This is a genomic window from Pseudomonas sp. S3E12, assembly GCF_001702295.1.
In the GTDB taxonomy this organism is placed as follows: Bacteria; Pseudomonadota; Gammaproteobacteria; order Pseudomonadales; family Pseudomonadaceae; genus Aquipseudomonas; species Aquipseudomonas marginalis.
Window position 1 is genome coordinate 284,884 of the sequence record NZ_MBDT01000021.1, and the last position, 22,517, is coordinate 307,400.

Consider the following 22,517-nt stretch of genomic DNA (forward strand, 5'->3'; position numbering starts at 1 on the left):
GGGCAAGCCCTACTGCCTGCGTACGCCTCCTGTAGGAGCGAGCTTGCTCGCGAAAAACGTCAACGATAACGCGTGCTTCCTGAATGAACGCGACGCCTGTAAGTTTTTCGCGAGCAAGCTCGCTCCTACAAAAAGCCTTAACTGACTGGCATTAGGGCTTGCCCCCTCCCACACTGGTTCTGCGTTTTCAGGGCCGGCCGAGCAGGTGGCTCATGGCGGTCTTGAGTTTCATGGGGCGTACCGGCTTGTGCATCAGCGTGTGCCCCAACTCGCGAATTTGCAGCTTGAGTTCATTGCTGTAGTTGGCGGTGATCATCAGCGCCGGGATCGCGCGGCCGCGGCGTCCATTGATGCGGGCGACGGCGTCGACGCCGTTCTGGTCGTCGTCGAGATGGTAGTCGGCGATCAGCAGGTCGGCTTCGGCATGGTAGTTGTCCACCTGCCGCGCCAGGTCCTGCTCCGACAACGCGGTGATCACCTGGCAGCCCCAGCCTTCGAGCAAGGTGCGCATGCCCGCGCAGATCGCCGCGTCGTTATCCAGCACCCACACCCGCGCGCCTTGCAGGCGTTCGAGCATCGGTTCGCTCATGGCCAGCTGCGGCAGCGACTTGGGTGCGGTGGCGCTCAACGGCACCTCCACCGAGAACATCGAGCCCTTGCCCGGCCAGGATCTGACGCTGATGCGATGCCCCAGGATCCCGGCGATCTTTTCCACGATCGCCAGCCCCAGGCCCAGCCCACGGTCCTGGTCGGGCCGTTGCACATCGCCGCGCTTGAATTCCTGGAAAATCTCCTCCAACCGCTCCTCGGCGATGCCCATGCCGCTGTCCCACACTTGGATCGACAAACGCTGATGCTGGCGGCGACAGCCCAGCACCACCCGTCCCTTGTAGGTGTAGCGAAGCGCATTGCTCAGCAGGTTGCGCAGGATCCGCGCCAGCAACTGGATATCGCTGCGCACCAGCGCCGAACAGCCGACAAAATGCAATTCCAGGCCCTCGCTGCGGGCCAATTCGGTGTACTCGGCGGCCAGGTTATCCAGCAGTTCGCTCAGGGCAAACGGCGCGATGTCGGCCTTGATCACCCCGGCATCCAGCTTGGAAATATCCACCAGAGTGCCCAGCAGGTTTTCCACGTCTTCCAGGGAATTGCTCACGTTGCGCACCAGGGTTTCGCTGGGCCGCTCCAGCAGTGCGCTGGTGAACAGGCGCGCCGCATTCAAAGGTTGCAGCAGGTCATGGCTGACGGCGGCGAGGAATTTGGTTTTCGACAGGTTGGCCTGCTCGGCCTCGAGCTTGGCTTCGCGCAGGCGCGCCTCCATGCGCCGGCGCTCGTCGATCTCTTGCAATAACTGGTCGTTAAGCGCGGTGAGTTCTGAGGTGCGCTGGGCCACGCGCTGCTCCAGGTGCTGATAGGCCTGGTGCAGGGCTTCGGCGGTACGGCGGCGTTCGGTGATGTCGCGGATCAGCACGAAGATCCCCACCACTTCGCCGCTGGCCAGCATATTCGGCACATAGGAGCGCAGCATGTAGCGCTCCTGGTTATTGATATTGGTCTCGGCGAACTCGAAGGTCACGCTCTCCCCGGCCAGGGCGCGGGCGACGTAGGCGTCCAGGCGCTGGCAATGCTGCTCGCTGTGGACTTCGCGCAGGCTCTGGCCGAGCATCATGCCGCGCGGCCAGCAATACCATTCTTCATAGACTTTATTGGTGAACTCGTAGACCAGGTCGGCATTCAGGTAGCCGATCAGGGCCGGGACGTTATCGGTGATCAGACGAATCCAGCGTTCGCTTTCCTGGGCCTTTTGCGCCGCCGCCTGTTCGCCGCGCAGGGTTTCGGCGCGCAGCCGGGCGTTGATCAGCAAGTGGTTGCTGGCCTTGAGTTCGGCCATCGCCTGGTTCAGCGCGTCGGTGCGTTCGCGCACCTGCTCGGCCAGCACCACCGAATGCTGGAAGGTGGTGTAGGGGTTATTGCCCTGGGCCATGCCGGACTCGATGCGCTCGATCAGCGCCGCGTTGATCCGTGCCAGCTTGTGGTTGTCCTGCTGCAGCTGGGCAACCTGGGCGAGCAGTTCAGCGCCGGCCTCGGGCAATGGCGACCCCGGTGAAGGTCTGGTTGATATGCATGCCATTGAACTGTTCTCCGTAGGTGTTGAAACCCATCACCCGCTGGTCGCGCAGGAAGCCGCCGATCTGTTCCAAATTGTCGCTGTCTTCCAACTCCAGGCGGCGCAGGAAGCAGTCGCAGCCGATGGTCAACAGCAGATCGCCAAGGCGCGCTTGCAGGCCGTCGAACAGGGTTTGCAGGTTTGGCAGGATCGGCCCAGGCTTCATCACGGTAAGGACGATGCCGTTTTCCACCGCGCAGTAGAAACTCAGGCTCAGGTCGTCGTGCACTTGCTGGATCGCGCGCACGTAGTACTGGTCGTGGATGCGCACCGCCAACGGGTGCGCGGCGAAGACGCGGTGGTCGAGGTCGGCCACGGCCACGCCGATATGCCGCGCGTACTCTTCGGCGGCGGGTTCGGCGTTGAGCTCGAAGACCCGGCGTGACGGACTGTCGGCGCCGGTCACCACCAGCTTTTCACTGCGCGGCAGGATGTGGTGGGTGGTGAACACCTCGAAATCCAGCCAGGTATTGACCAGCACCACCACCGCCGCGCCGCTGTGGAAGGCGCCGTTGAAGTACACGTGGGTGTGGGTGAGGAAGTTGTCGTCGCCGGCCGAACCGCCGAAATGCGGAATGTCGCCGAGCGCCGCGCTGAGGGCGGCGAGCACCACTTCTTCGCGGCTGGACAGGCCATCGAGCAGGGTCAGGGCGAAGGTGTTGCCCTTGATCGGTGCCAGGGTATTGCTGCGGCAACCGCCGACCAGACGTTCGACCATCTGCTGGGCGTCGATCAGGCTGAAGTGTTCCACCTGGTCGATCAGTTCCGTGGCGATGGAAAAGTGCGCATGGTTGAAGCCCATCGCCGTAATGCAATTGCGGCCATAGCCCTGGGGCGTTATCTCGCCGGCGCTGGTGCAGCCCACCACGCGCACGTTGCCGAAACACTCCTGCAGGGCGCGGCCCAGGGCCTGCAGGTCGTAGGACGCCGAGCAGAAAAACAGCACGAAGCCCAGGTACGGATGCAACAGTTGCCGCGCCAACTCCTCGGCGGCCTGCCCGGCATCGGTGGCCTGGGACATGGCACTGACTACGCCTTCACTGTTGTGCATCGTTGCCTCCCCCTCTGAAGCATGAGTGTACGAAGGGCGGGGGACGGGACCTATGCTACTTGGGTACTGGGTGGGGGGATGCGATGGGATGAAGTGCTCAAAAACAAGGGAGATTCAACTGTTGGACTGCATTTCAAATTCACAGCAAAGCGTTCACAAGCATTCCAGCTGCAACCACCACACACAGGCTGGCAAACCCCACCTGCAAGGTGCGTGCGGCAATCACCGAGCACAGGCGCCGGCCGATCAGCATGCCGACGATACTCGCCGCGATGAACACCCAGCCCACGGGTTCGATGCGCACGCCGGCATGGAACGCGCCAGCCACGCCGATCAGCGAAATCAGGCTGATCACCATCAGCGACGTGGCGACGATGCCGCGCATCTGCACGTCGGTCAGTTGCTTGAACGCCGGCACGATCAGAAAGCCGCCGCCCACCCCGAGCAACCCCGAGACTGCCCCCGTCACCGCGCCCAGTGCGGCCAGGGTGGCGCTGCATTTGGCGGTCCAGGCCAGGCGCCCGGTCTGCTGGTTGAGCATGCAGTTCTTCTGGCCCCAGGACGCCGCGCCGTGATCGCTCGGCCCGGCCTCGATCTTTTCGCGCTGCAACATGCGCCAGGCCACCAGCACCATCAAGGCGCTGAACAGCCCCATCAATACGGGCTCCGGCATTTGGTGGGCGAGAAACACCCCGACCGGCGAAAACAGTGCGCCGAGCAACGCGATCAACAGCGCGGCGCGGTAACGCACCAGGCCGTGGCGCAAGCCCTCGATCGCACCGACGGCCGCGGCCGCGCCCACGGCCAGCAAGGACACCGGTGCCGCCTGGGTCATCGTCAAGCCCAGCCCCAGCACCAGCGCCGGCACCCCGAGGATGCCGCCGCCCGCGCCGGTCAGGCCCATGACCAGGCCCATCAACACGCCTAAAACGCTCGCCAGCAGCATTCAGTCCACCTTGCTCAGACGGGTCAGCCACTCGCGGCCCTTGAGCATGCCGTTCCAGTAGAACCACGGCAGCCAGGTGGCCTTGAGGAACCACATCGAACGGCGTGCCCGGGTCGGGTCGAGGGGAAAGGTCGGCAGCAGCTTGCCGCCGTAGCCGAACTCGGCCAGCACCACCTTGCCCTTCTCCACCGTCAGCGGGCACGAACCATAGCCGTCGTACTTGAGCGGCAGCGGCGCCTGTTTGCGCAGGGCCAGCAGGTTTTCGGCGACCACCACGATTTGCTTGCGCACGGCGGCGGCGGTCTTGGCATTGGTGGTGCCGCACACATCGCCCAGGCCGAAGATGTGCAGGTAGCGCAGGTGTTGCAGGCTGTGGGGGTTCACCTCGCACCAGCCGGCGGCGTCGGCCAACGGGCTGTGGCGAATGAAATCCGGCGCGACTTGCGGCGGCACCACGTGCAGCAGGTCAAAGGTTTTTTCCTCCAGGGTGACGTTGCCCTCGGCGCCCTTCACCTCGAACCAGGCCTTGCGCGCCGGGCCGTCGACCTTGACCAGGTTGGCGTTGAACGCCAGACGCGCGTGGTATTTCTCCACGTACTTCATCAACGGCGGCACAAAGGTCGCCACGCCGAACAGCGCCGCGCCGGCCAGGTTGAATTCGACGTCGATGTGCTTGAGGTCGCCCTGCCTGAGCCAGTGATCGCAGGACAGGTACATGGCCTTTTGCGGCGCACCCGCGCATTTGATCGGCATGGCCGGCTGGGTAAAGATCGCCTTGCCGCGCTTCAACTGCTGCACCAACTGCCAGGTATACGCCGCGTGCTCATAGCTGTAGTTGGACGTGACCCCGTTGCGGCCCAACGTGTCTTCCAGGCCCTCGACTTTCTCCCAGGCCAGGCGCAGGCCGGGGCAGACGATCAGGTTGTTCCAGGTCACCCGCTGGCCGCTGTCGAGCACCAGGGTGTGCTCGTCCGGCAGCAGTTCGGTGACGGCGGCCTGCACCCAGGTGACGCCATTGGGCAGCACATCGGCCAGGGGTCGTCGGGTCTTTTTCAGGTCGTAGGCACCGCCGCCGACCAGGGTCCAGGCCGGCTGGTAGCAGTGATGGTCGCGGGGTTCGATGAGGGTGATGTTCAGGTCGGGGTCGCGCTTGAGCAGGCTGGCCAGCAGGCCGATGCCTGCCGAACCGCCGCCGATGACGACGATATCGCCACTGATGGTTGGCCCCCAGTGTTGGTCGGTCATGGTCTATTGCCTTTTATCGTCAATGCACACAAGGGTCGCTGCCGTATGGCGTCACGCCCAGCTTTTTATCACCGCGCCGCAGTAAAGGCCGGACAGTGTCTTCATCACTTGGATCACTTCATGGCTGGCCAGCCCGTAGAAGATGTACTTGCCTTCGCGACGGGTGGCGACCAGCCCTTCGTCACGCAGGATGCCCAACTGCTGTGACAGCGTGGGCTGGCGTACACCGGTCATGGTTTCCAGCTCGCCGACGTTGCGTTCGCCCTGGGTCAGTTGGCACAGAATCAACAAACGATCCTCATTGGCCAGGGCCTTGAGCAAGGCACAGGCCTTGGATGCCGACGCGCGCAACTGGGCGACTTCGCCTTCACTCAGAGTAGATTCCATTTGCCTCGGGTCCTTTGCGTCACTTAAGCTCAAAACATTATGTGTAAATGTAAAGTGATTGTAATCACTTTTTTCAACATCAGGGGCAGCCGTCATGTCAGCGTTGATTCATTCCTTTCTGGACGAGGCGTCGTCGACCTACACCTACGTCGTCTATGAAACGCACGGCGGCCCGTGTGCCATCGTCGATTCGGTGCTCAACTACGACCCGGCCTCCGGGCGCACCGACACCGCCCAGGCCGACAAGGTCATTGCCTTTGTGCGTGAGCACGGCTTGCAAGTGCAATGGCTGCTGGAAACTCACGCCCATGCCGACCACCTGTCGGCCGCGCCGTACCTGCGCCGCACCCTGGGCGGCAAGATTGCCATCGGCCAGGCGATCAGCAAGGTGCAGGACGTGTTCAAGCACCTGTTCAACCTGGAGCCGGAATTTCGCGTCGACGGCTCGCAGTTCGACCACCTGTTCGCGCCGGATGAAATCTTCCACATCGGCACCATCAAGGCCCAGGCCCTGCACGTGCCCGGGCATACCCCGGCGGACATGGCCTACCTGATCGACGACCGCTTGATCCTGGTGGGCGACACCCTGTTCATGCCCGATGTCGGCACCGCCCGCTGCGACTTCCCCGGCGGCGATGCGCGCCAGTTGTATGCGTCAATGCGCAAGCTCTTGGCCTTTGCCCCCGATACCCAACTGTACGTGTGCCATGACTACCCGCCCGAAGGCCGCGAGGCCAAATGCCTGACCAGCGTGGCGGAACAACGCGCGGGCAATATTCATGTGCATGACGGGGTGGATGAAGCGGCGTTCGTGGCCATGCGCACCCAACGCGATGCCGGGCTGGGGATGCCCACGCTGTTGTTGCCGGCGATCCAGGTGAATGTGCGGGCCGGTCATATGCCGCCAGCGGAGGAGAACGGGGTGGTGTACTTGAAGATTCCGTTGAACCAGCTCTAAAGCCGTCCTGCCTGGCGTCCATGCCATTCCATGCTCCGGGGGTGCTGCACAGGTGTGATCAGGCTACGGCAAATTTCGACACGATCTGCTTGAGGTCCACCGCCAGCCTCGACAGTTCCTGGCTGGCAATCGAGGTCTGGCCGGCCGCCGAAGAACTCTGGATGGAAAGATCACGGATGCTGATCAGGTTCTGGTCCACCGAACGGGCCACGTGGGCCTGTTCCTCGGAGGCCGTGGCGATCAACAGGTTACGGTCATTGATATCGGTAATGGCTTCGGTGATCTGAGTAATTGCCAGGCCCGCTTCATGGGCGATCTTCAAGGAGTCCACCGCTTCGTTGCGGTTGAGGGCCATGGAAGACACCGCTTCACTGGAGCACGTCTGGATTTTCGCGATCATCTGCTCGATTTCCTGGGTCGAGGTCTGCGTTCTGTGGGCCAGTGCCCGCACTTCGTCGGCCACCACCGCAAAGCCCCGGCCCTGCTCCCCTGCCCTGGCAGCTTCAATGGCCGCGTTCAAGGCCAGCAGGTTGGTTTGCTCGGCAATCGAGCGGATCACTTCAACCACCCGAGCAATATCCTGGGCCTGCCTGGCCAGCCCTTCGACTTCGACGCCGGTCTGCTGCACCGTGGCGCTGAGTTTCTCGATGGAGGCGATGGTTTGCGTCACACGCTCCTGCCCCACTTTGGCCGAGCGTTGGGAGTCCTGGGTGGACTGGGACGCCGACACCGCATTGCGCGCCACTTCTTCAACTGCTGCCGTCATTTGGTTAACCGCCGTGGCGGCCTGATCGGTTTCCATGCTTTGGCGTTCAATACCGGCACTGGACTCGCGGGTGATGGCGCTCATCTCCTCCGCCGCCGAAGCCAATTGCCCGGACGCCTCGGAGATGTGCTGCAAGGTACTTTTCAGGTTCATTTGCATGGACGCGGTAGACCGTTGCAACGCGGTCAACTCGTCATTGCCATTGATGGCAATCGCCACGCGCAGATCGCCGTCGGCAATCTTGCCGGTCGATACCAGCAACTCACGCACCGGAGTAATGATGCTGCGGGTAAACAGGCTTGCTACCACGACGGTGATCAGCAAGGAGGCGGCCATCAATATCCAGGTGAACAGACGCGCCGCGTCATATTCGCTGGAAGCCACCTGCACCGCCGCCTTGGAGCCCCGTTCATTCAATGCGATCAACTCGCTGATGGAACGCTGCACATCCAGGGCAATCGGCCCGTTGACTTCGCGCAGGTAGGTCGACATCTGTTCAGCGGACAAGGTGGAGGCTTGTGCGAGGAACTCATCCATCTTCTGGCTGTAGTTCTTGATGCTGGCTAATGCTTCGTTGTACTTGGCTTGCTCTTCGGGGCCTGAGACTAACGGCCCATAGCGTTCGGCAATATCGAGGGCTTCGGTACGTGTCGCCTTGAGTTTTTCCAGGGAGGCCGGATCCTGTCGGCTGATATCCATGGCATAACGACGTAGATCGAGACGAAGTTTATAAAACGCCGAATCTATTTCACCCGCCAACCGAATACTGGGGAGCCAGTTAGTTTCGATTTCAACCGTCGACGAATAGACCTTATCGACTTTTATCAGGGTCATTGCCCCTTGTATCAGCAGCAAAAGGCACACCAAGCCAAAACACAGTGTGGTACGGAAGTTCAACTTCAAGGCTCTCATGGACATCGCGGCTTACCCCTTTCCTGGGCCGCGAACTTCACGGCCTGATGGGGCCAATGTGTTGAAATGCGTGTGAAAAATACGTGACCGCTGATGCAATTTTTCATTAACCAAAAATAAAAAGCCCGCCCTGATTATTACTTGGCTAACTATCAGGATCAGCGGTGCAGCCCCCTATTGAGATCAAACCATTAATCCACCCGGCGGCAATGGCAGCGCCGTCTTGTAGCGCACTTGCTTGAGGGCAAAGCTCGAGCGGATGTTGGCGACACCCGGCACCTTGGTCAGGAAGTCCATCATGAAACGCTCCAGCGACTGGATCGTCGGCACCAACACCCGGATCAAATAGTCCGGGTCGCCAGCCATCAAGTAGCACTCCATCACCTCGGGCCGGTCGGAAATCGCGCCTTCGAACTGCTGCAACGCCAGCTCGTTCTGCTTTTCCAGGCTCACATGGATAAACACGTTGACGTGCAGCCCCAGCAGATCGGCGTCGAGCAGGGTGACCTGCTCGCGAATCAAGCCCAGTTCTTCCATGGCCTTGACCCGGTTGAAACAGGGTGTGGGCGACAGGTTGACCGAGCGGGCCAGGTCGGCGTTGGTAATCCGCGCATTCTCCTGCAGGGCGTTGAGAATGCCGATATCGGTACGGTCCAGTTTGCGCATGAGACAAAATCACCTGTTTATTATGTTTATGCAGGTTTTTTATCCGCAATTGATCGCGGGCGCAATGAAACACAGATAAATATTCTTCTACGCCACGCCTATGATTGTTGTAGGACAAGATTTCTCTTACCCGGAGACTGACTGTCAGCTAGCGCGCCCACTACAAGAAATTCACAAGATAGAGCGTAGAAAGCCATGACCCAGCAGTACGAACCCCTTCGCCTGCACGTGCCCGAACCCTCGGGCCGCCCAGGCTGCAAGACCGACTTTACCTACCTGCGCCTGACCGACGCAGGCCTGGTGCGCAAACCCGCCATCGACGTAGAACCCGCCGACACCGCCGACCTGGCCAAGGGCCTGATCCGCGTGCTCGACGACCAGGGCCAGGCCTTGGGGCCATGGGCCGAAGGGGTTCCCGTTGAAGTCCTGCGCAAAGGCATGCGTGCCATGCTCAAGACGCGGATCTTCGACAACCGCATGGTGGTCGCCCAGCGTCAGAAAAAAATGTCGTTCTACATGCAGAGCCTTGGCGAAGAAGCCATTGGCAGCGCCCAGGCCCTGGCCTTGAACATCGACGACATGTGCTTCCCCACCTACCGCCAGCAAAGCATCCTGATGGCCCGCGACGTGCCGCTGGTGGACCTGATCTGCCAGTTGCTGTCCAACGAGCGCGACCCGCTCAAGGGCCGCCAGTTGCCGATCATGTACTCGGTAAAAGACGCAGGCTTCTTCACCATTTCCGGCAACCTCGCCACCCAATTCGTACAGGGTGTGGGCTGGGGCATGGCCTCGGCGATCAAGGGCGATACCAAGATCGCCTCGGCCTGGATCGGTGACGGCGCCACCGCCGAATCCGACTTTCACACCGCCCTCACCTTCGCACACGTGTACCGCGCCCCGGTGATTCTCAACGTGGTCAACAACCAGTGGGCCATCTCCACCTTCCAGGCCATCGCCGGTGGTGAAGCCACCACCTTCGCCGGACGCGGCGTCGGCTGCGGCATCGCCTCCCTGCGCGTGGACGGCAACGACTTTATCGCGGTGTACGCTGCCTCCGCCTGGGCCGCCGAGCGTGCGCGCCGCAACCTCGGGCCGAGCCTGATCGAATGGGTCACCTACCGCGCCGGCCCGCACTCCACCTCGGACGATCCGTCCAAATACCGCCCCGCCGACGACTGGAGCCACTTCCCGCTGGGCGACCCGATTGCCCGCCTCAAGCAGCACCTGATCAGGATTGGCCAGTGGTCCGAAGAGGAGCACGCGGCGGTCAGTGCCGAACTGGAAGCCGAGGTGATCGCCGCGCAGAAACAGGCCGAACAGTACGGCACCCTGGCCGGTGGCCAGATCCCAAGCGCCGCGACCATGTTCGAAGACGTCTATAAAGAGATGCCGGAGCACTTGAAGCGCCAGCGTCAAGAGTTGGGGATCTGACATGAACGATCACAACAACAGCATCGAATTGGAAACCGCCATGACCACCACCACCATGACCATGATCCAGGCCCTGCGCTCGGCCATGGATGTGATGCTTGAACGTGACGACAACGTGGTGGTGTTCGGCCAGGACGTCGGCTATTTCGGCGGCGTGTTCCGCTGCACCGAAGGCTTGCAGACCAAGTACGGCAGCTCGCGGGTGTTCGACGCACCGATCTCCGAAAGCGGCATTATCGGCGTGGCGGTGGGCATGGGTGCCTACGGCCTGCGCCCGGTGGCCGAGATCCAGTTCGCCGACTACGTTTACCCCGCCACCGACCAGATCATCTCCGAAGCGGCGCGCCTGCGTTATCGCTCGGCCGGCCAGTTCACCGCGCCCTTGACCATGCGCATGCCCTGCGGCGGCGGCATCTACGGCGGCCAGACCCACAGCCAGAGCATCGAAGCGGTGTTCACCCAGGTCTGCGGCCTGCGTACGGTGATGCCGTCCAACCCCTATGACGCCAAGGGCCTGCTGATCGCCTCGATCGAAAACGACGATCCGGTGATCTTCCTTGAGCCCAAACGCCTGTACAACGGCCCGTTCGACGGCCACCACGACCGCCCGGTAACACCGTGGTCGAAACACCCGCAAGCGCAAGTGCCGGACGGTTACTACACCGTGCCGCTGGACGTGGCCGCCATCGTGCGTCCGGGCTCGGCCGTCACTGTGCTGACCTACGGCACCACCGTGTATGTCTCGCAGGTCGCCGCCGAAGAAACCAGCATCGACGCCGAAGTCATCGACCTGCGCAGCCTGTGGCCGCTGGACCTGGACACCATCGTCAAATCCGTGAAGAAGACCGGCCGTTGCGTGGTGGTGCATGAAGCCACCCGCACCTGCGGCTTTGGCGCCGAGCTGGTGGCGCTGGTGCAGGAGCATTGCTTCCACCACCTGGAAGCGCCGATCGAACGCGTCACCGGTTGGGACACTCCCTACCCGCACGCGCAGGAGTGGGCGTATTTCCCAGGCCCGTCTCGAGTGGGCGCGGCGTTGAAACGGGTCATGGAGGTCTGAATGGGCACGCACGTTATCAAGATGCCGGACATTGGCGAAGGCATCGCGGAAGTTGAACTGTCGGTCTGGCATGTGAAGGTCGGCGACATGGTCGTCGAAGACCAGGTGCTGGCGGATGTGATGACCGACAAAGCGATGGTGGACATTCCCTCGCCGGTCCACGGCAAGGTGATTGCCCTCGGCGGCGAGCCGGGTGAAGTCATGGCGGTGGGCAGTATTCTGATCAGCATTGAAGTGGAAGGTGCGGGTAACGCCAAAGACGTGCCGGTGGCGAAAGAAGCGCCCAAGGCTGCGCCCGTCGTCGAGGCCAAACCGGCACCGGTGGTTGAGAGCAAGCCCGCGCCCGTCGTGACCGCACAGGCCCCCGTGACTCGCGAAGCCGACGAACGCCCCCTGGCCTCCCCCGCTGTACGCAAGCACGCGCTGGATGCCGGTATCCAACTGCGCCTGGTCCAGGGCTCCGGCCCCGCCGGGCGGATCCTGCATGAAGACCTCGACGCCTACCTGCAACAAGGCGCGTCAAAAGCTTCGACGGCAGCCAACCCTTACGCCGAGCGCAACGACGAAGAACAGATCCCGGTGATCGGCATGCGCCGCAAGATCGCCCAGCGCATGCAGGACGCCACTCGGCGTGCCGCGCATTTCAGCTATGTGGAAGAGATCGACGTCACCGCCCTCGACGAGCTGCGCGTGCACCTCAACGACAAGCACAGCGCCACGCGCGGCAAGCTGACGTTGCTGCCATTTATCGTGCGCGCCATGGTCGTGGCGCTACGGGAGTTCCCGCAGATCAACGCGCGCTACGACGACGAAGCCCAGGTCATCACCCGCCTCGGCGCAGTGCATGTGGGCGTCGCCACCCAGAGCGACGTGGGCCTGATGGTGCCGGTGGTGCGTCACGCCGAAGCCCGCAGCCTGTGGGGCAACGCCGAGGAAATCGCGCGCTTGGCCACTGCTGCACGCAATGGCAAGGCCAGCCGCGATGAGCTGTCCGGTTCGAGCATTACCCTGACCAGCCTGGGCGCCCTGGGCGGTATCGTCAGCACCCCGGTGCTGAACCTGCCGGAGGTGGCCATCGTCGGCGTCAACCGTATCGTCGAGCGGCCGATGGTGATCAAGGGCCAGATCGTGATCCGCAAGATGATGAACCTCTCCAGTTCCTTCGATCACCGCGTGGTCGATGGCATGGACGCGGCGCAATTCATCCAGGCCATTCGCGGCCTGCTCGAACAACCCGCCAGCCTGTTCCTGGAGTAAGGGCATGACCCAGACATTGCATACCACGCTGCTGATTATCGGCGGCGGCCCTGGCGGTTATGTGGCTGCCATTCGTGCCGGCCAGCTGGGCATCCCGACGATCCTGGTGGAAGGCCAGGCGTTGGGCGGCACCTGCCTGAACATCGGCTGCATTCCGTCCAAGGCCTTGATTCATGTGGCCGAGCAGTTCCAGCAAACCGTGCACCACAGCCAGGGTTCCCGGTTGGGAATCGAGGTGGATGTGCCGACCCTGGACATCCGCAAAAGCGTGGAATGGAAAGACGGCATCGTCGACCGCCTGACCACGGGTGTCGCCGCACTGCTTAAAAAGCACAAAGTGCAGGTGATCCATGGCTGGGCCAAAGTGGTAGACGGCAAGACCGTCGACGTCGGCGACCAGCGCATCCAGTGCGAACACCTGCTGCTGGCCACCGGTTCGACAAGCGTCAACCTGCCGATGCTGCCAATTGGCGGGCCGATCATCTCGTCCACCGAAGCCCTGGCGCCGACCCGCGTGCCCAAGCGCTTGATTGTGGTGGGCGGCGGCTACATCGGTCTGGAGCTGGGGATTGCGTATCGCAAGCTCGGCGCCGACGTGAGTGTGGTCGAGGCCCAGGACCGCATCCTGCCGGCCTACGACGCCGAGCTGACGCAGCCGGTGCACGAATCCCTCAAGCAATTGGGCGTGAAGCTGTACCTCAAGCACAGCGTCACGGGTTTTGCCGATGGCAGCCTGCAAGTACGCGACCCGAATGGCGACATCCTGTCGCTGACAACCGATCAGGTGCTGGTTGCCGTTGGTCGCAAACCCAACACCCAGGGTTGGAACCTTGAGGCGCTGAACCTGGAGATGAACGGCGCGGCGATCAGGATCGACAGCCGCTGCCAGACCAGCATGCGCAACGTGTATGCCATCGGCGACCTGAGCGGCGAGCCGATGCTGGCGCATCGCGCCATGGCCCAGGGCGAAATGGTCGCCGAACTGATCAGCGGCCGACACCGCGAATTCAACCCGGCAGCGATCCCGGCGGTGTGCTTTACCGACCCGGAACTGGTGGTGGTCGGCAAGACGCCCGACGACGCCAAGGCCGCCGGCCTGGACTGCATCGTGTCGAGTTTCCCGTTCGCCGCCAACGGCCGCGCGATGACCCTGGAGTCGAAAACCGGCTTCGTGCGGGTGGTGGCGCGACGGGACAATCACCTGATTGTCGGCTGGCAAGCAGTCGGCGCCGGCGTGTCCGAGCTGTCCACCGCCTTCGGCCTGAGCCTGGAAATGGGCGCACGCCTGGAAGACGTGGCCGGCACCATCCACGCCCATCCGACGCTTGGCGAGGCGGTGCAGGAAGCTGCGCTGCGGGCCCTGGGCCACGCCTTGCACCTATAGCGTTTGTGGCGAGGGCGCTACAGGGGATGCGAACGGGCCCGGGAATGAAGTATTGTTGCGCCCATTCAGAAAAAAACCGACTTGACCAAAGATAGAGGGTGTCATGGGTAACGAAAGCATCAATTGGGACAAGCTGGGTTTTGACTACATCAAGACCGACAAGCGGTTTCTCCAAGTCTGGAAAAACGGCGAATGGCAAACCGGCACCCTGACCGACGACAACGTGCTGCACATCAGCGAGGGCTCTACCGCCCTGCACTACGGCCAACAGTGCTTCGAAGGCCTCAAGGCCTACCGCTGCAAGGACGGCTCGATCAACCTGTTCCGCCCGGACCAGAACGCCGCGCGCATGCAGCGCAGCTGCGCCCGCCTGCTGATGCCCCACGTCCCGACCGACGCGTTCATCGACGCGTGCAAGCAAGTGGTCAAGGCCAACGAGCGGTTCATCCCGCCGTACGGCAGCGGCGGCGCGCTGTACCTGCGCCCGTTCGTGATCGGCACCGGTGACAACATCGGCGTGCGCACCGCGCCGGAGTTCATCTTCTCGGTGTTTTGCATCCCGGTCGGCGCCTACTTCAAGGGCGGCCTGGTGCCGCACAACTTCCAGATCTCCACCTTCGACCGCGCCGCGCCACAGGGCACCGGTGCCGCCAAGGTCGGTGGCAACTACGCCGCCAGCCTGATGCCGGGCTCGGAAGCAAAGAAATCCGGTTTCGCCGATGCGATCTACCTGGACCCGATGACCCACTCGAAAATCGAAGAAGTCGGCTCGGCCAACTTCTTCGGGATCACCCACGACAACCAGTTCATCACACCGAAGTCACCTTCGGTGCTGCCAGGCATCACCCGCCTGTCGCTGATCGAACTGGCCCAGACCCGCCTGGGCCTGGAAGTGGTCGAAGGCGAGGTATTCATCGACAAGCTGGATCAGTTCAAGGAAGCCGGTGCCTGCGGCACTGCCGCGGTAATCTCGCCGATCGGCGGTATCCAGTACAACGGCCAGTTGCATGTGTTCCACAGCGAGACCGAAGTCGGCCCGATCACCCAGAAGCTCTACAAAGAGCTGACCGGCGTGCAGACCGGCGACGTCGAAGCGCCAGCGGGTTGGATCGTAAAAGTCTAAGCCAGTAACACCGCAAAACCCTGTGGGAGGGGGCAAGCCCCCTCCCACATTTGCTCTCCGGTGTATTCAAGAATCCTTCGGGATATTCTCGGCAATCTTCTTGCCCATGCTGATCCTCGGCTCCACCCCATACCCCAGCGCCTCATAGAACCCCACCACCGCCTCATTGCCAGCGGTGATCTGCAGGTTGATCTTCATGCAGCCCAGGGCCGTCAGGGCCTGTTCCGCATGCCGCACCAGCGAGGAACCGAGGCCATGACGCCGATAGCCAGGGTGCACGGCCACCGAGTACAACCAGCCGCGATGACCGTCGTAGCCGGCAAGCACCGTTCCGATGACAGTCTTTTTGTCCGTCGCCACAAAAAACAGCCCGTCATTGACCGCCAGTTTCTTATCGATCGCCAGGGTCGGCAGGTTATGCGCCGTGTCATACCCAAACGCCTCCTGCCATAACGCCACCACTTGCCCACGGTGCTGGCGGTCACGGTACGGCCCGATGGGATGGCGCGACAACAGCGCCTTTTCCATCACCAACGTGCGCTCATTGCCGTGGTAGACGTCGCGTACCGTGTGAAAACCCAGCTTGGTGTAGAACGGCTCGGCGGTCAGCGAAGACGGCACACTCAGCGTCGTCACGCCCGCTTCCCGCGCGCGCAGTTCGATTTCAATCATCAGCAACCGGCCAATGCCCTGCCCTTGCAGCGCCGGATTGACGAACACCGAGCGCACCACATTGGCATCCAGGGCCGCCGTGGCGACGATCACCCGGTCCTGGACCGCCACCAGCACCACACGGCGCTTGAGCAGGTCGAGCACCGCGTCCGGGGTGAAGTTGCTGGCCACCCGGGCAATCACATCCGCCGGATAGTCCCGCGCATTGCTGCTGTGCAAGGCCGCCAGGATGACCTGGCTGATCCCTTCGGCATCCTCGGATTGGGCAAGACGTACGACGGTAGACATGATTCCTCCTGGCTGACGGCGCGAATACAGTCGCCACTGTACCAATGTGGGAGGGGGCTTGCTCCCGATGGCGGTGTGCCAGTTGATGGATTGAGTGACTGATATACCGCAATCGGGGGCAAGCCCCCTCTCACATTTTGACCGCGCTCCAGCTCCAACAGCCGATTCGGCGGCCTCACCCCCCTTTTCAGCTTTCCCGGCTGGGCCGCCCCTTGGTTTCAGCCGGGATTCCCCTGCCACAGCGAACAAAATAGCCCCACTGCTCAACCCCATGGATTCGTGCCCCCATGCAAACCACCAATACCGTCCTGATGATTCGCCCGGCGCGCTTTGCCTTCAACCCGGATACCGCGATCAACAACCGTTTCCAACGCCCGCCCCTCGACCCGCTCAGTGCACAGCAGAAAGCGCTGGAAGAGTTCGACGGCTATGTCGACACCCTGCGCCGGCACGGCGTGGAAGTGCTGGTGGTGCAAGACACTCCGGCGCCCCACACACCCGACTCGATCTTCCCCAACAACTGGTGGAGCAGCCACGCCGACGGCAGCCTGGTGCTGTACCCGATGGAAGGCCAGAACCGACGACTGGAGCGCAACAAAGGCGTGCTGCAAGTGCTGGAGCAGCGCTTTGCGATCAAGGACACCATCGACCTCAGCCACCTCGAACAACAGAACATTTTCCTCGAAGGCACCGGCAGCATGGTCCTCGACCGCCAGCACCGCATCAGCTACGCCTGCCACTCCGGGCGCACCCACCACGACGCGTTGCGCCAGTTTGCCGAACGCCTCGACTACCGGCTCTGCGTGTTCCACGCCGTCGACCGCCACCACGCACCGATCTACCACAGCAACGTGATGATGAGCGTCGGCCGCGACCTCTCGGTGGTGTGCCTGCAAGCGCTGCCCGACGCCGACGAACGCCAGGTCCTGGAACGCTCGCTGCGTGACACAGGTAAAGACGTCCTCGGCCTCGACTTCGACCAGCTCGAAGCCTTCGCCGGCAACATGCTCGAAGTCCACGACCGCGACGGCCAGCCGCTGCTGGTGATGTCTGCCAGTGCCTGGGGCGCGCTGCAACCGGCGCAGCGCCGGCATGTGGAGCGCCACACCCGGCCGGTGGTGGTGAACATCGACAACATCGAACGCATCGGCGGCGGCAGTGCCCGCTGCATGCTGGCAGAAGTGCATCTGCCCGCCCGTCCCTCATTTCAATAAGGAGTCTTGCCATGACCCGCTATATCGACGTCAACGACCTCAGCTATCTGGTTTCGCAAAAGGGCCTGCACACCTGCATCACCGAGATGGCCGAGTACATCCGCGCCGACTACCTGCGCTGGCAGGATTTTGAAAAATGCGCACGCCTGGCCAACCACTCGCCGGATGGCGTGATCGAGTTGATGCCGGTGTCCGACGCCTCGCTGTACGCCTTCAAGTACGTCAACGGCCACCCGAAGAACACCTTGGCAGGCATGCTCACCGTGATGGCCTTTGGTGCCCTCGGTGACGTCGACACCGGCAAACCGGTGCTGCTGGCGGAAATGACCCTGACCACTGCCATTCGTACCGCCGCCACGTCGGCCCTGGTGGCCCGCTACCTGGCCCGCGCCAACAGCCGCAGCATGGCGTTGATCGGCAACGGCTCCCAGAGCGAATTCCAGGCCCTGGCCTTCCACGCCATGCTCGGCATCAACGAGATTCGCCTGTTCGACATCGACGCCAAGGCCACCGCCAAGCTGGCAGCCAACCTCAAGGCGTTCCCGGCAATCAAGGTGATCCTGGCCGGCAGCGTGGCCGAAGCGGTCAAGGGCGCAGACATCGTCACCACCGTCACCGCCGACAAGGCCTACGCAACCATCCTCACCGACGACATGATCGAGCCCGGCATGCACCTCAACGCCGTGGGCGGCGACTGCCCGGGCAAGACCGAACTGGACCGCCGCATCGTCGAGCGCGCCCGTGTGATCGTCGAGTACGAACCGCAAAGCCGCATCGAAGGTGAAATCCAGCACATGCCGGAAGACTCGCCGGTGACCGAGTTGTGGCAGGTCATCAACGGCCAGGTCGCCGGCCGCGAGCATGAGCGCCAGGTCACCCTGTTCGACTCGGTAGGCTTTGCCATCGAAGACTACTCGGCCCTGCGCTATGTGCTGGACGTGGCCAAGGCCCTGGATATCGGCAGCGAGCTGGAACTGGTGCCGGACCTGGCCGACCCGAAAGACCTGTTCGCACGCCTGGCCCAACAGCCTCGTGCACAGCACAAAAAGCGCGCCTGAGACCGCTCTGGCCTGCCCCTTTGCGCCAAGGGCAGGCCGGATTTCCAGGGCTGAAAAGCCGATTCAGCGGGTGCCACAGCCGATTCCGCTGCATTGCGTGTTTTAACAGCGCAATTTGCGCTTTGAGCACCGGGTAAACGACACAAAAAACGCACCATCATGAAGCATTCTGAGCCCGACCAAAGAGTCACCGAATGCATGCACGCTGCACCCTTTCTACTGCCCTGACATCAATTACAAAATATAGGGACCGACACATGACTCCACTGCGATCACTCTTCGCTGCATTGCTGTTGCCACTGTGCGCCGGCGCCGCCCACGCCCAGGATTGGAAAGAAATCCGCTTCGGCGTATTCCCCGAGTACCCCCCGTTTGAATCCGTGGCCGCCGACGGTAGCCTGCAAGGCTTCGATATCGAGTTGGGCAATGCCATCTGCGCCAAGCTCGAGGTCAAATGCACCTGGGTGCACAACGAATTCGACGGCATGATCCCGGCCCTGCGCGCGCGCAAGTTCGACGCGATCATGTCGTCCATGGCCGTGACCCCGGCGCGCGCGCGAGTCATCGACTTCACCGACCGCCTGTTCCTCAGCCCCACGTCGGTGATCACGCGCAAAAACGCCGACTTCGGCGACACCCCGGAATCGTTGAAAGGCAAACAGGTCGGCGTGCTGCAAGGTTCTTTGCAGGAAGCCTATGCCCGCGCGCACCTGGCCAAACTGGGCGCGCAGATCAAGGCGTACCAGTCCCAGGAGCAGAACTACGCCGACCTGCAGAACGGCCGTCTCGACGCTACCCTGACCGACAAGCTCGAAGCCCAGCTCAACTTCCTGTCCAAGCCTGAAGGCGCCGACTTCAAGACCGGCCCGGCCTTCAAGGACCCGACCCTGCCCCTGGACATCGCCGTGGGCCTGCGCAAGAACGACCAGGACTTGCGTGCGCTCATCAACAAAGGCATCGCCGCCGTCCAGGCCGATGGCACCTACGCACAGATCCAGAAGAAATACTTCGGCGATCAAGACATCTACAACGAATAAGCCAACACAATCCCTTGTGGGAAGGGGCTTGCTCCCGATAGCGATGGGTCAGTCAATACAGGTGTCGACTGGCACGCCCTCATCGGGAGCAAGCCCCCTCCCGCTGGGGTATGTCTGCGCCCTTTAGAGATTTCCCCATGAACGAACTCCTCAACCTGCAAGGCTACGGCCCGATGCTCGCCCAGGGTGCCTGGATGACGGTCAAGCTGGCGCTCCTGGCGCTGGCCCTGAGCCTCGCCATGGGCCTGATCGCCGCCGGCGCCAAACTGTCCAGCGCCCAATGGCTGCGGGTGCCGGCCACGCTGTACACCACGCTGATCCGCAGCGTGCCGGACCTGGTGCTGATCCTGCTGATTTTCTACAGCCTGCAACTGTGGCTCAACGACCTAAGCGACGTGTTCGGCTGGGACTACTTTGAAATCGACCCGTTTACCGCCGGGGTCATCACCCTGGGGTTTATCTACGGCGCGTATTTCACCGAGAACTTTCGCGGTGCGATCCTCAGTGTGCCGGTCGGCCAACTCGAAGCCGCCACCGCCTACGGCCTGAGCCGCTGGCAGCGTTTTCACCTGGTGCTGTTCCCGCAGCTGATGCGCTTTGCCCTGCCGGGCCTGGGCAATAACTGGCTGGTGCTGCTCAAGTCCACGGCGCTGGTGTCGATCATCGGCCTGTCGGACCTGGTCAAGGCTGCGCAGAACGCCGGCAAGACCACCAACGAGCCGTTGTACTTCCTGATCCTCGCAGGCCTGGTGTACCTGGTGATCACCACCCTCTCCAACCGCATCTTCAAGCGCCTCGAACGACGCTATAACCTCGGCATCAAGGGGATGGCACGATGATCGAACTGTTCCAGCAATACGGCCTGGCCTACCTGTTCAGCGATGGCACCGGGTTGTCCGGCGTTGCCATGACCTTGTGGCTGTTCATTATCTCGGTGGTGCTGGGGTTTTTCCTCTCGATCCCGCTGGCGCTGGCCCGCGTGTCGGAGCACTTCTGGCTGCGCTGGCCGGTGGAGGTCTACACCTACCTGTTCCGCGGCACGCCGTTGTATATCCAACTGTTGATCTGCTACACCGGGCTGTACAGCCTGGAGGTGGTGCAGGACAACGCCCTGCTCAACCAGTTTTTCCGCAATGCCCTCAACTGCACCCTGCTGGCCTTTGTGCTCAATACCTGCGCCTACACCGTAGAAATCTTCGCCGGGGCGATCCGCAACATTCCCCACGGCGAACTCGAAGCGGCCCGCGCCTATGGCCTGCACGGCTGGCGCCTCAACCTGTTTGTGGTAGTGCCTGCCGCACTGCGCCGCGCGCTGCCGGCCTACAGCAATGAAATGATCCTGATGCTGCACGCCACGTCGCTGGCGTTTACCGCCACCGTCGCCGACATCCTCAAGGTGGCGCGCGATGCCAATGCCGAGACGTTCCTGACGTTCCAGGCCTTCGGCATCGCCGCCCTGCTCTACATGCTGCTGTCCTTTGCACTGGTGGGCCTGTTCCGACTGGCCGAACGTCGCTGGATGCGTTTTCTTGTTCCTACCCGAGGCTAACCCATGAATCAGTCCGCGCAGGCCCTGGCCACTTATCCTGTCGATGTACCCGTTACCCAGGCGGCAACTGCTGCCGTCAAGCTGCAGGTCGAAGGCATCCATAAACGCTACGGCGAACACGAAGTGCTCAAGGGCGTGTCCCTCAACGCCCGCAATGGCGACGTGATCAGCCTGATCGGCGCCAGCGGCTCGGGCAAAAGCACCATGCTGCGCTGCATCAACTTTCTCGAACAGCCGGACGCCGGCGTCATCACCCTGGACGGCATCAGCATCGAAATGCGCCAGGGCCGCGCCGGCGCCCGTGCGCCGCACCAGGAACAATTGCAGAACCTGCGCACGCGCCTGGCCATGGTGTTCCAGCACTTCAACCTGTGGAGCCACATGACCGTGCTGGAAAACATCACCATGGCCCCGCGCCGGGTGCTGGGGGTAAGTGCCGCAGAAGCGGAAAAACGCGCGCGCATGTACCTCGACAAGGTCGGCCTGCCGGGCCGCGTGGCCGATCAGTACCCGGCGTTCCTGTCCGGCGGCCAGCAACAGCGCGTGGCCATCGCGCGGGCCCTGGCGATGGAGCCGGAAATCATTCTGTTCGATGAACCCACCTCCGCCCTCGACCCCGAACTTGTAGGAGAAGTCCTCAAAGTCATACAGACGTTGGCTGAGGAAGGTCGTACCATGCTGATGGTCACCCACGAAATGGGCTTTGCCCGCCAGGTGTCCAGCCAAGTGCTGTTCCTGCATCAGGGCCGAGTCGAGGAACAAGGCGGCGCCGAGATCCTCGACCACCCCAACAGCGAGCGCTTGCAGCAATTTCTTTCCAACCGTTTGAAGTGAAACCCATGGATACCAAGGCCAACGGACCCCATACCTCTCCTGCGCTGGATCGCATCGATGAGGCGATCATCGAAGTGCTGCGCCACCAGGGGCGTATCACCTATGAAAAGCTCTCGTCACTGGTGCACCTCACCCCCAGGCCCTGCCTGGAGCGGGTGCGCAAGCTGGAGCGACGCGGGGTAATTCGCGGGTACGGCGCGATCATCGATGTGCAGATGGTCTCGCCCGGGCTGTCGCTGCTGGTGCTGGTGGCCTTGTCCAACCAGAGCGGGCGCTCGGCGCAAAAGGCCTTCGAAGCCTGTATGAAGGCCTGCCCTCAGGTGTTCGAATGCCAGTTGATAAGCGGGCCGTTCGACTACAGCCTGCGCATGCGCTGCCGGGACATGGAGCACTACCGGGTGGTATCGGAGATCTGGCTGAACAATGATGAGCTGCACATCGATAAGTTGGTGGCGCATCCGGAGTTGGCGGTGGTGAAAAATACCGCCATCGAACTGGCCTAGATCCTCAAA

Annotated in this window: 21 protein-coding genes; 13 read left to right on the forward strand and 8 right to left on the reverse strand. The window is 62.4% G+C overall.

All coding sequences use genetic code 11. The features are described 5' to 3' along the window. Positions 1-187: 187 nt before the first annotated feature. From BB029_RS17920 to BB029_RS17940, 5 genes are all read right to left on the reverse strand, one after another. Positions 188-2,131, reverse strand: coding sequence for a NahK/ErcS family hybrid sensor histidine kinase/response regulator (locus BB029_RS17920; protein ID WP_065940189.1), 1,944 nt, complete (start codon positions 2,129-2,131; stop codon positions 188-190). Next, positions 2,073-3,218 carry a nitric oxide-sensing protein NosP gene (gene nosP, locus BB029_RS17925; protein ID WP_027606194.1) on the reverse strand — a complete coding sequence of 382 codons (1,146 nt, stop codon included), beginning with the start codon at positions 3,216-3,218 and terminating at the stop codon, positions 2,073-2,075. Before nosP ends, BB029_RS17920 begins: the two co-directional genes overlap by 59 nt. Positions 3,219-3,357: 139 nt before the next feature. Then, entirely contained in the window at positions 3,358-4,164 is an 807-nt protein-coding gene (locus BB029_RS17930) for a sulfite exporter TauE/SafE family protein (protein WP_065940190.1), read from the reverse strand. After that, positions 4,165-5,409, reverse strand: a complete 1,245-nt coding sequence (locus BB029_RS17935; protein ID WP_065940191.1) for an FAD/NAD(P)-binding oxidoreductase — start codon at positions 5,407-5,409, stop codon at positions 4,165-4,167. 51 nt (positions 5,410-5,460) lie between these two features. Beyond that, entirely contained in the window at positions 5,461-5,796 is a 336-nt protein-coding gene (locus BB029_RS17940) for a helix-turn-helix transcriptional regulator (protein ID WP_017527038.1), read from the reverse strand. 94 nt (positions 5,797-5,890) lie between these two features. Here BB029_RS17940 and BB029_RS17945 point away from each other — a divergent pair, with 94 nt between their 5' ends. Beyond that, a complete protein-coding gene (locus BB029_RS17945) occupies positions 5,891-6,754 on the forward strand; it encodes an MBL fold metallo-hydrolase (RefSeq protein WP_065940192.1) in 864 nt (287 codons plus the stop codon). Positions 6,755-6,812: 58 nt separating this feature from the next. On the opposite strand, the gene BB029_RS17950 is transcribed toward BB029_RS17945, so the two are convergent. Together BB029_RS17950 and BB029_RS17955 are read right to left on the reverse strand one after the other, a co-directional pair. Beyond that, complete coding sequence (locus BB029_RS17950) at positions 6,813-8,438, reverse strand: methyl-accepting chemotaxis protein (protein WP_065940193.1); 1,626 nt, start codon at positions 8,436-8,438, stop codon at positions 6,813-6,815. A 177-nt stretch (positions 8,439-8,615) separates the two neighbouring features. Next, complete coding sequence (locus BB029_RS17955) at positions 8,616-9,098, reverse strand: Lrp/AsnC family transcriptional regulator (RefSeq protein ID WP_027606189.1); 483 nt, start codon at positions 9,096-9,098, stop codon at positions 8,616-8,618. A gap of 195 nt (positions 9,099-9,293) precedes the next feature. Here BB029_RS17955 and BB029_RS17960 point away from each other — a divergent pair, with 195 nt between their 5' ends. From BB029_RS17960 to BB029_RS17980, 5 genes are all read left to right on the forward strand, one after another. Next, complete coding sequence (locus BB029_RS17960; protein WP_065940194.1) at positions 9,294-10,529, forward strand: 3-methyl-2-oxobutanoate dehydrogenase (2-methylpropanoyl-transferring) subunit alpha; 1,236 nt, start codon at positions 9,294-9,296, stop codon at positions 10,527-10,529. Position 10,530: 1 nt separating this feature from the next. Next, a complete protein-coding gene (locus BB029_RS17965) occupies positions 10,531-11,589 on the forward strand; it encodes an alpha-ketoacid dehydrogenase subunit beta (protein WP_065940195.1) in 1,059 nt (352 codons plus the stop codon). After that, positions 11,590-12,846: a dihydrolipoamide acetyltransferase family protein gene (locus BB029_RS17970; protein ID WP_065940196.1), complete on the forward strand. Its 1,257-nt coding sequence runs from the start codon at positions 11,590-11,592 to the stop codon at positions 12,844-12,846. 4 nt (positions 12,847-12,850) lie between these two features. Then, complete coding sequence (gene lpdA, locus BB029_RS17975) at positions 12,851-14,230, forward strand: dihydrolipoyl dehydrogenase (protein WP_065940197.1); 1,380 nt, start codon at positions 12,851-12,853, stop codon at positions 14,228-14,230. A gap of 103 nt (positions 14,231-14,333) precedes the next feature. Beyond that, on the forward strand, positions 14,334-15,353 hold the full coding sequence (locus tag BB029_RS17980; RefSeq protein WP_065940198.1) for a branched-chain amino acid aminotransferase: 1,020 nt from the start codon (positions 14,334-14,336) through the stop codon (positions 15,351-15,353). 66 nt (positions 15,354-15,419) lie between these two features. Here the strand turns inward: BB029_RS17980 and BB029_RS32315 are convergent, their stop codons facing one another. Beyond that, positions 15,420-16,313, reverse strand: a complete 894-nt coding sequence (locus BB029_RS32315; protein WP_083236443.1) for a GNAT family acetyltransferase — start codon at positions 16,311-16,313, stop codon at positions 15,420-15,422. A gap of 287 nt (positions 16,314-16,600) precedes the next feature. Here BB029_RS32315 and ctlX point away from each other — a divergent pair, with 287 nt between their 5' ends. The 7 genes from ctlX (at position 16,601) to BB029_RS18020 (ending at position 22,508) form a co-directional block, all read left to right on the forward strand. Next, positions 16,601-17,527 carry a citrulline utilization hydrolase CtlX gene (gene ctlX, locus BB029_RS17990; RefSeq protein ID WP_065940199.1) on the forward strand — a complete coding sequence of 309 codons (927 nt, stop codon included), beginning with the start codon at positions 16,601-16,603 and terminating at the stop codon, positions 17,525-17,527. Between the two features lie 11 nt (positions 17,528-17,538). Next, a complete protein-coding gene (locus BB029_RS17995; protein WP_065940200.1) occupies positions 17,539-18,585 on the forward strand; it encodes an ornithine cyclodeaminase in 1,047 nt (348 codons plus the stop codon). 257 nt (positions 18,586-18,842) lie between these two features. Further along, on the forward strand, positions 18,843-19,622 hold the full coding sequence (locus tag BB029_RS18000; RefSeq protein ID WP_065940201.1) for an ABC transporter substrate-binding protein: 780 nt from the start codon (positions 18,843-18,845) through the stop codon (positions 19,620-19,622). Positions 19,623-19,759: 137 nt separating this feature from the next. Beyond that, positions 19,760-20,461, forward strand: coding sequence for an ABC transporter permease (locus BB029_RS18005; protein WP_065940202.1), 702 nt, complete (start codon positions 19,760-19,762; stop codon positions 20,459-20,461). Continuing rightward, on the forward strand, positions 20,458-21,171 hold the full coding sequence (locus BB029_RS18010; RefSeq protein ID WP_065923793.1) for an ABC transporter permease: 714 nt from the start codon (positions 20,458-20,460) through the stop codon (positions 21,169-21,171). Before BB029_RS18005 ends, BB029_RS18010 begins: the two co-directional genes overlap by 4 nt. Before the next feature lie 3 nt (positions 21,172-21,174). Next, positions 21,175-22,005, forward strand: coding sequence for an ABC transporter ATP-binding protein (locus tag BB029_RS18015; RefSeq protein ID WP_065940203.1), 831 nt, complete (start codon positions 21,175-21,177; stop codon positions 22,003-22,005). A 5-nt stretch (positions 22,006-22,010) separates the two neighbouring features. Continuing rightward, positions 22,011-22,508 (forward strand): Lrp/AsnC family transcriptional regulator, encoded by a 498-nt coding sequence (locus BB029_RS18020; protein WP_053138651.1) that lies wholly within the window; start codon positions 22,011-22,013, stop codon positions 22,506-22,508. The last annotated feature ends 9 nt before the right edge of the window (positions 22,509-22,517 follow it).